Annotated in this window: 8 protein-coding genes and 1 tRNA gene; 2 read left to right on the forward strand and 7 right to left on the reverse strand. The window is 65.8% G+C overall.

Features of this window, described 5'->3' with window-relative positions; genetic code table 11:
- The first annotated feature begins 54 nt into the window (after positions 1-54).
- Positions 55-762, forward strand: coding sequence for an ABC transporter ATP-binding protein (locus AX703_RS10865; RefSeq protein ID WP_062343979.1), 708 nt, complete (start codon positions 55-57; stop codon positions 760-762).
- Positions 759-3203: an ABC transporter permease gene (locus AX703_RS10870; RefSeq protein WP_062343981.1), complete on the forward strand. Its 2445-nt coding sequence runs from the start codon at positions 759-761 to the stop codon at positions 3201-3203. The genes AX703_RS10865 and AX703_RS10870 overlap by 4 nt, the downstream gene beginning before the upstream one ends.
- Here the strand turns inward: AX703_RS10870 and AX703_RS10875 are convergent.
- The 7 genes from AX703_RS10875 to AX703_RS27900 form a co-directional block, all read right to left on the reverse strand.
- Positions 3200-3616 (reverse strand): DUF805 domain-containing protein, encoded by a 417-nt coding sequence (locus AX703_RS10875; RefSeq protein ID WP_062343984.1) that lies wholly within the window; start codon positions 3614-3616, stop codon positions 3200-3202. The genes AX703_RS10870 and AX703_RS10875 overlap by 4 nt on opposite strands.
- 22 nt (positions 3617-3638) lie before the next feature.
- Positions 3639-4010, reverse strand: coding sequence for a DUF805 domain-containing protein (locus AX703_RS10880; protein WP_082734532.1), 372 nt, complete (start codon positions 4008-4010; stop codon positions 3639-3641).
- A gap of 196 nt (positions 4011-4206) precedes the next feature.
- The gene (locus tag AX703_RS10885) at positions 4207-5106 is read right to left on the reverse strand and encodes an NAD(P)-dependent oxidoreductase (RefSeq protein ID WP_062343988.1); all 900 of its coding nucleotides are present in this window, start codon (positions 5104-5106) and stop codon (positions 4207-4209) included.
- Positions 5106-6239, reverse strand: coding sequence for a glutamate 5-kinase (proB, locus tag AX703_RS10890; protein WP_039337326.1), 1134 nt, complete (start codon positions 6237-6239; stop codon positions 5106-5108). The genes AX703_RS10885 and proB overlap by 1 nt, the downstream gene beginning before the upstream one ends.
- 70 nt (positions 6240-6309) lie before the next feature.
- A complete protein-coding gene (gene obgE, locus AX703_RS10895) occupies positions 6310-7368 on the reverse strand; it encodes a GTPase ObgE (RefSeq protein WP_039337324.1) in 1059 nt (352 codons plus the stop codon).
- A 136-nt stretch (positions 7369-7504) separates the two neighbouring features.
- Positions 7505-7580, reverse strand: a tRNA-Ala gene (locus AX703_RS10900).
- A 99-nt stretch (positions 7581-7679) separates the two neighbouring features.
- Positions 7680-8298, reverse strand: a 619-nt coding sequence (locus tag AX703_RS27900) for a hypothetical protein (RefSeq protein ID WP_197423676.1), incomplete at its 5' end; no start/stop codon positions are given.

Below are 8298 nucleotides of genomic sequence, written 5' to 3' on the forward strand. Positions count from 1 at the left end.
CGCGCCCCCAAGTGCCGGTTGCACGCTGCAACCAATCTATGCCACGTGAGGCCTGTGACAAGCACCCCCCTTTCAAGTTCATCAGCGCCGGTAATCGCCGCATCCGCCGTCACCCTCTCTTTCGGCACCGGGGAAGCGCAGGTGCAAATCCTCCGTGGCATCGACCTGACCGTGGCAGCAGGCGAGACCTTGGCGCTGCTGGGGCCATCGGGTTCAGGCAAGTCATCGCTGCTTGCGATCCTGTCCGGGCTGGAGCGGGCAAGCGGCGGGTCGCTCAATGTGGCCGGTGCTGATTTCACTGTACTGGACGAGGACGGCCTGGCCGCCGCGCGGCGCGGGCGGATTGGCATCGTGCTTCAGGCCTTCCACCTTCTGCCGACAATGACCGCGCTGGAAAACGTGGCGACGCCGCTGGAGCTGGCGGGTCAGGCCGATGCCATGGCGCGGGCCGAAGCCGAATTGGTGGCTGTCGGGCTGGGCCATCGCCTGCACCACTATCCGGCGCAGCTTTCGGGCGGAGAGCAGCAGCGCGTGGCGATTGCGCGGGCACTCGCGCCGAGCCCTGCCATCCTGTTTGCCGACGAGCCGACCGGCAATCTCGATCATGCGACCGGCGAGGCGGTGGCCGACCTGCTGTTCGCGCGCGCGGCGCAGGCCGGTGCGACCTTCATCATGGTCACCCATGACGAAGCCCTGGCGGCACGGTGCAGGCGGATCGTGCGGCTGGCCGATGGGCAGATCGCTTCGGACAAGGCTTCGTGAACCTTTCGTGGGGCGCCGCATGGGCGTTGGCGCGACGCGGGCTGGATTGGCGATTCAAGGGCTTGCGGCTGTTGCTGGTCTGCCTGGTGCTGGGCACGGCGGCGCTCTCGGCGATAGGCACCCTGACGGGCGCGATCGAGCGCGAACTGGCGACGCGCGGGCGGGAGATGCTGGGCGCAGATCTCGAATTCACCCTGGCAGCGCGCCAGCCCTCGGCGGAGGAGCGGGCCGCCATCGCCGCGATGGGCGACATTTCCGAAGGCGCGCGATTGCAGGCAATGGCGCGGGTGCCGGATGACGATACGCGCACGACGCCTGTCGAATTGAAGGCGGTCGATGCCAAGTGGCCGCTCTACGGGCGGTTCACGCTGGAAGGCGGCAAGGTGGCGGGCGCGCCGGAAGGCATGGCGGCATGGATTGCGCCGGGCGTGGCGGACCGGCTCGGCGTAAAGATCGGTGACAAGCTGCGCGTGGGCGAGGTCGAGCTTCGTGTCGGCGGGGTCATCGGGTCCGAGCCGGATCGGCTGGCAGAGGGCTTTTCGCTGGGGCCGACGGTGATTGTCAGCAAGGCAGCGCTCGATGCTTCGAAGCTGGTGCAGCCGGGATCGATGGTGCGGACCAAGCTGCGCGTACGGCTGCCGGCGGGCGCCGACGCTGTGGCGCTCGGCGAGAGGATAAAGGCGCAGTTTCCGCTGGCCGGCTATGAGGTGCGGACGCGCGACAAGGCCTCGCCGGGGTTGGACCGCTTCGTCTCGCGCATGGGGCAGTTTCTGGTGCTGGTGGCGCTGGCGGCGCTGGCGATTGCCGGAATCGGCATCGGCAACGGGGTGAACTCCTACCTCGAAGCGCGGCGCGGGAGCATCGCGACGCTCAAGATTCTCGGCGCTTCGAGCCGGGACATTGCGCGGATCTATCTGCTGCAGCTGGCCGCCGCTGCGTCTCTGGCGATTCTTGCCGGACTGGTGATCGGGGTGAGCATCACGCCGTTGATCGGCAAGGCGCTGGAAGGCCTTCTGCCGATCGAGGCCGGCTTCGTACTTGATTGGGGCGCTCTGGCGATCGCAGCGGCCTATGGCGCCTTGATTGCGCTGACTTTCGCCGCGCCGCCCTTGGCCCGGGCCAAGGCCTTTCCAGCGATGGCGCTGATGCGGGCGCGGGTCAGTCCGTTGGCGGGCGGCTGGAAGGGCGCGGCGCTGCCGGTCGCGCTCGGGCTTGGCGGGCTCGGTTGGGGGCTGCAACGGCTGGCGGCAAAGCTGCCCCGGCCCAGGGGTGCGATTGCGCGGATGGCGCTGGCCAATCTGCATCGGCCGGGAGCGCAGACTTCGGCGCTGGTTGTGGCACTGGGCTTCGGGCTTGCCGCCTTCGTTCTGCTGGCAGGCGTACAGACCAGTCTGGACGGCAACATCGCACTGCGGGTGCCGAACCGGGCGCCCGACTACTTCGTGCTCGACTTGCCCCAGGGAAGGACTGCGGAGTTCGACCGGATCGTGCAGCGCGCCGCGCCTGATGCGGCAGTCCGCAAGGTCCCTGCCCTGCGCGGGTCGATCGTTGCCTATGGACCAGCGGATGCGATGACTCGGGTCGCCGATCTCAAGGAAATTCCGGAGAATGCCTGGCCCCTGCGCGGCGACCGCGGGCTGACCTATGCCGACGAAGTGCCCGAAGGCAATGTGCTCGCCGCAGGTGAATGGTGGCCCAAGGCCTATTCTGGCGAGCCATTGGTTTCGGTCGACGACGACCTGCGCGAGGCGCTCGGGCTGAAGCTGGGCGACCGTATCGCGGTCTCGATCCTTGGCGTTGAGCGCAGTGCGAAGATCGCCTCGTTCCGCCGGATCGACTGGGAGAACATGGGCTTCAACTATGTGCTGGTCTTCAGCCCCAACGCCATTGCCGATGCTCCGCACAATCTGGCGGCCACGATCAGCCTGCCGGAAGGCGCGAAGACACCGGACGTGCGCCGAGCGATCCTTGGCGGGCTGGTCAAGGCCCTGCCTTCAAGCTCGGTGATCGAAATCGGGCCGGTGCTGGGTCAGGCGCGCGAGATCCTGTCGCAGATGGGAGCGGCCATCCTTGCTGCGGCGAGCGTGGCGATCCTTGCCGGGATGGCCGTGCTGGCAGGCGCGATTGCCGCCGCGCGCGAACGCAAGACCTACGACAACGTCATCCTGCGCGTGCTGGGAGCAAGCCGCAGGCAATTGCTGGTGCTTCTCGTGGCCGAATACGGGCTGCTCAGCGCGCTTCTGGCGGGCGTGGCGCTGGTGCTGGGCACGGGGGTGGCGTGGGGCGTGATCGTGCTGCTGTTCGAGTTCGACTGGCTGCCCGACTGGCCGCGTATCCTTGGCGTGCTGGGCGCTGGCGTGGCGTTGGTGATGGTGCTGGCGATCGCCGGCTCGATCGGGCTGCTGCGGACCCGACCGGCACAGGTGCTGCGCGAGCTTTAGGAGAACACCTCGGCAGGCGTCGGGTTCTTGGGATCAGGCCCGAAGCGGTTGGGGCCGCGCGTGCCCTCGAGGCACATCAGGACGAGCAACGCGAACCAGCCCAACAACGGAATGAGCCAAAGCAGCAGGAGCCAACCCGTGCGGTCCTGATCGTGAAGGCGCCGCACCGACACGGCAAGGCCCGGAACGATGGAGGCGAGCCAGAACAACCCGCCGATCCATCCCCCGGCCCCCACGAGCCGGGAACCATAGACAAACGCCCCCTCGCCTCGCGTCACCTCGTTGGTGCCGAAAACCGCGTTCAGCACGATCATCACCAACACATAGAACAGCGCGAAGCTCCAGTACTCCCTGCGCCGAGAGCGCCCCGAGAATTCGGCATAGCGGCGATAGGGCAGGATCATCCAGTTCATCGCGAAAGCCCCTTGCGTTGGGTCAGCCGAACACGTCGTAACCAGCCGGGTTCTTCGGATCATCGCCAAAGCGGTTCAAGCCTGCGGTGCCCGGCAGGCACAGGATGACGAGAAAAGCGATGCTGGCAATCCAACCCACGAACGGGATCATGCCCAGCACGATGAAACCGAGATACCACCAGCCAGACATGTCGCGATCATGCAAGCGGCGCACGATCACTGCGATGCCCGGCACAAGAGTACCGAGAAAGAACACCACCATCAGGACGGCGCCGATCCAGAACGAAACTCCGAACTGAGGGTCCTCGACGCCGGAAAGCGCTGTACCAAGGCCGCCGGCAAACATGAAAGCCGCAATCAAGGCATAGACGATCACCGTGAACAGGGTGAACATCCAGTATTCCTTTCGCCGGGACCGACGCGAGATGACAAGTGACCATTATTTCGCGGAGACTGCAAGCGCAGTGCGATAGCCGTCTCGTCAATTGGCCACGCGCATGAAAGATGCCGGGGTGGTCTTTGGCGCAGATCCCGGTTCGGAAACGAGGGTCAGACCAAACTTGTCAAACAGTGCGCACGGGCCCCGACATTCATTTGAGCCAGCCGGCCTCGCGATACCACGCGGCGGTGGCATGCAAGCCCATTGCCGTTTCGACCTGCGGCAGCCAGAGTCCGGGAGGCGGCTGATTGCCCTCGCCGGCGCGCCAGTCGGGGTGACACATGTAGCCGACGCGATCGAGCGTGAGCTTGGCGCCCTTTCCACGGAACGTGGCGTCAAGCTTGGCGCCAAGGCGCAGGATGCTGGCGGGGAGGTTTACCGCCATGCCGATGGCCTTGGCGAGATCGTTGTGGGTCCAGCCTCCCGGGGTGCCGTCATCGGGCTCGAAGGTCAGGTGCGTGACGTCCTCGCCGCCCGGAATCAGCGCGAGCAGCAGGCGCGCAAGGTCGTTGACGTGGATGATCGAGAGATGCCCTTGCGGCGGAAGCGGCACGATGCCCCGGCGGGCGAGCTTGAACAGCTCGAACATCTCGGTATCGCGCGGGCCGTAGACGGCGGGCGGTCGTACCACCGTCCAGTCGAGACTGCTGGCCTTGACGATCTTTTCGCCCCGCAACTTGGAGCGGCCGTAGATCGACAGGTCCGGCTCGCGCGCAGAGAGCGATGAGACGTGGACAAAGCGCGGGACGCCGGCTTCCAGCGCCGCATTGACCACATTCAGCGTGCCCCAGACGTTGCCGTCCTCGAAGCCCTGCTCATCCGGCGCGCTGACCACCCCGGCAATATGCAGGACCACGCTCGCACGTCCGACGAGACGCTGCAGCGCGCGCTTGTCGCCCAGATCACCCTGAACCCACTCGACGCCGACGCGGGCATCCTGCGGGCGGCGGGCAAGCGCGCGGACCTCGATCCCGGCGCGGGCGGCGTAGTCGAGCACGGCTTGGCCGACGAAGCCGGTGGCTCCGGTAATCGCCAGCAGTTCCGCCGCCATTACAGCAGCACCATCTGGTCGCGATGGATCAGTGCCGAGCGGGGAGCGTAGCCAAGAATCTGCTCATGCTCGCGGCTGTGATGGCCCTTGAGGCGGAGGCATTCGGCTGCGTCATATTCCGACAGCCCCCGCGCCAGCGTTTGGCCATCGGGTGCGATCACGGCAATGGCATCGCCACGCTGAAAATCGCCTTCGACTTGCAGAATGCCGGCAGCAAGCAGGCTGGAGCCGCGCGCGAGAGCGGCAGCGGCACCGGCATCGACATGGACGCTCCCGCGCATGCGCATGCGTCCGCCCAGCCATGCCTTCCGCGCCTGCTTGCGGCCGCGCGGCAGGAAAAGCGTACCGCGATCGGCGCTCAGGGCAGCGTGGATCGGCGAAACGGGCTGACCGTCGATGATGGCAAGTGCCATGCCTGCGAGTTCGGCAATCTCTGCCGCCTGCAGCTTGGACGTCATGCCACCCGATCCGAGGCCGGAGGAGGAACCGCCTGTCGCCATGGCATGAATTTCGGGCGTCACGCCCTTCACCACTGGAATGCGCACGGCTCCGGGTTGGCGGGGATCGCGGTCATACAGCCCGTCGATATCGGACAGCAGCAGGACGCCCGAAGCCCCGGCTGCCTGTCCGACGCGGGCGGCAAGGCGGTCGTTATCGCCGAAGCGGATTTCCTGCGTGGCGACAGAATCGTTCTCGTTGATCACCGGCACCGCGCCTGCGGCCAGCAGCGTCCCGAGCGTAGCGGTGACGTTAAGGTAGCGGCGACGGTCTTCGAGATCCTCAAGCGTCAGCAGGATTTGTGCCGCAGCAAGCCCGTGTGCGGCAAGCAATTCGGCCCACAGGCCTGCAAGCGCGATCTGGCCGACCGAGGCCGCAGCCTGCGCATCGGAAAGACTTCCGCGCCCACCCTTGGCAAGGCCGAGCCTGCGGGCGCCCAGGGCAATTGCGCCGGAGGAGACGACGATGACTTCCTGACCGGCAGCGCGGGCCGCCGCTATTTCGGCAACCAGCGCGGACAGCCATTCACGCCGCGGCGCACCGTCCTTGCCCACGAGCAGCGCCGAACCGACCTTGACCACCAGGCGCGGACAGGCAGAGGCGTCGGTCAGGTGGGCAAGCTGGCTGATCTTCATGAGGGCCGCTTAGGGCAATTGTGACGGATCGTGAAGGGCTGTCAGTCCCGCTGGCGGAGCGCTTGGGCGATCAGATCGGCGACCACGGCTTCTGGTCAGCCTCTTCCTCCACCTCGCCCGTCGGCCGCTCGGTTGCCGTGGCGAGCGGCAGGTGTTCGAGGACTGCATCGAGCAAGGCGTCCATGCCCTTCCCGGTCGCGCCGGAGATCGGATAGACCTTGCTCGCGCCTGCCTCGCGCAGTTCCTTGGTGAAGGCCTTGACCAGTTCGGCATCGACAAGATCGATCTTGTTGAGTGCGATCAGGCGGGGCTTTTCATCGAGCCCGGCACCGTAGGCTTCGAGTTCCCCTTCGACGATCTGCATGGCTTCGACAGGATCGGTTTCACTGTGGATGTCGATGAGGTGGATCAGCACGCGGCAACGTTCAATATGACCGAGGAAGCGGTCGCCAATTCCTGCACCATCGGCCGCGCCTTCGATCAGGCCGGGAATGTCCGCCAACACGAACTCGCGGTTGCGATGGCGCACGACGCCCAGTTGCGGACGCAGCGTGGTGAAGGCGTAATCGCCAACCTTGGCCTTGGTGTTGGTGATCTGGTTGATGAAGGTCGACTTGCCCGCATTGGGCAGGCCGACAAGGCCAGCGTCTGCGAGAAGCTTCAGGCGGAGCCAGACGTACATTTCCTCGCCCGGCCAACCGGGACCGTGCTGGCGGGGCGCACGATTGGTCGACGACTTGTACGAGGCATTGCCCCGGCCGCCATCGCCGCCGCGCAGAAGAACCTTCTGGACACCCACTTCGGTCATGTCGAGCAGGACGGTCTCGCGATCGTCGTCGAGAACCTGCGTGCCGACCGGCACCTTGATGACGAGGTCGTTGCCGCCCGCACCAGTCCGGTTCTGGCCCGCGCCGCCGCCACCACGCTGGGCTTTGAAGTGCTGGGTGTAGCGGAAGTCGATCAGGGTGTTGAGGCCGGTGACGGCTTCGAAGATGATGTCGCCGCCCTTGCCGCCGTTGCCGCCGTCGGGACCGCCGTATTCGACATACTTCTCGCGCCGGAAGCTGACCGCGCCCGGGCCGCCCTGCCCTGAACGGATGAAGATCTTGGCCTGATCGAGAAAATGCATGCGGGTAACTGTTTCCAATGACAGGCCCGGAGCAAATGCAACACGCCGCCCCGGAAGCGAGCCTTTTACCCGTTCATGGAGAGCTTGTAACGCCGAACCGCGAGGCGCCTGCCATATCAGGCGGTTCGGTGATACCTGGTGGAGCCGAGGGGGATCGAACCCCTGACCTCGTCATTGCGAACGACGCGCTCTCCCATCTGAGCTACGGCCCCGTTCCCGGTATCGCCCCACGGTGTGCTCACCGCAGGGAGCGCCGCCATTAGCGCAGCGCCTCCCCACTGAAAAGAAATTTTTTGCCTGTCCAGTCCGGCTCAGTGCCCGGCGGCAGTACCGTCCGGAACAGGCGCCGCGGTGATCTTCACCGCCTGCTGCGGCGGATTGACAAGGCTGCCGTACTGGGCCTGCCAGATGGCAAGATCCGTGCGATAGACCTCATAACGACGATAGAAGTCGTCGAACACGACTTCGATATTGGGCAGGCTGCGCACGGCGAAGGCCTCAAGATCGGCCGACTTGACGGCAGCACCATCGCGGCTGACCGCCATCACGGCATCGCAGAAGTCCGAAAGCGTCGGTGGCAGGGCATAGTGGTTATACACCTGCGTGATGTAAGCCTCACGCGGAGCGATGAACTTGGCACCGTACTTGGCCTTGAATTCGACATCGAGGCGCTTGTTAATCGCGTTCAGCACCTTGTTGTGCGTGGTCAGGAACGCCTTGTAGCGGGGCAGGATGTCGGCATGGACCGGGGCGTTGCAGTTCAGCGCGGCCACATTGTAGGCCGAGCGAAGATTCCACACCATCTGGGCCGACGAGATGTTGCGGTTCAGCGATTGGCGCAGTCCATTGGCATCGGCTGGCGGAACCGCGATGTTGTCCGAAGCGCCATTGGGTGCCTTGGGCTTTGGCGGAATGACCACGACCTTGGGC

The sequence above is a fragment of the Novosphingobium sp. CCH12-A3 genome (assembly GCF_001556015.1).
Classification (GTDB): Bacteria; Pseudomonadota; Alphaproteobacteria; order Sphingomonadales; family Sphingomonadaceae; genus Novosphingobium; species Novosphingobium subterraneum.

Bases quoted from the DNA above. Each gene is read 5' to 3' on its own strand.
- AX703_RS10875 (WP_062343984.1), bottom strand. From the start codon at position 3,616: ATGAACTGGATGATCCTGCCCTATCGCCGCTATGCCGAATTCTCGGGG.
- obgE (WP_039337324.1), bottom strand. From the start codon at position 7,368: ATGCATTTTCTCGATCAGGCCAAGATCTTCATCCGTTCAGGGCAGGGC.
- AX703_RS10880 (WP_082734532.1), bottom strand. From the start codon at position 4,010: ATGTTCACCCTGTTCACGGTGATCGTCTATGCCTTGATTGCGGCTTTC.
- AX703_RS10885 (WP_062343988.1), bottom strand. From the start codon at position 5,106: ATGGCGGCGGAACTGCTGGCGATTACCGGAGCCACCGGCTTCGTCGGC.
- proB (WP_039337326.1), bottom strand. From the start codon at position 6,239: ATGAAGATCAGCCAGCTTGCCCACCTGACCGACGCCTCTGCCTGTCCG.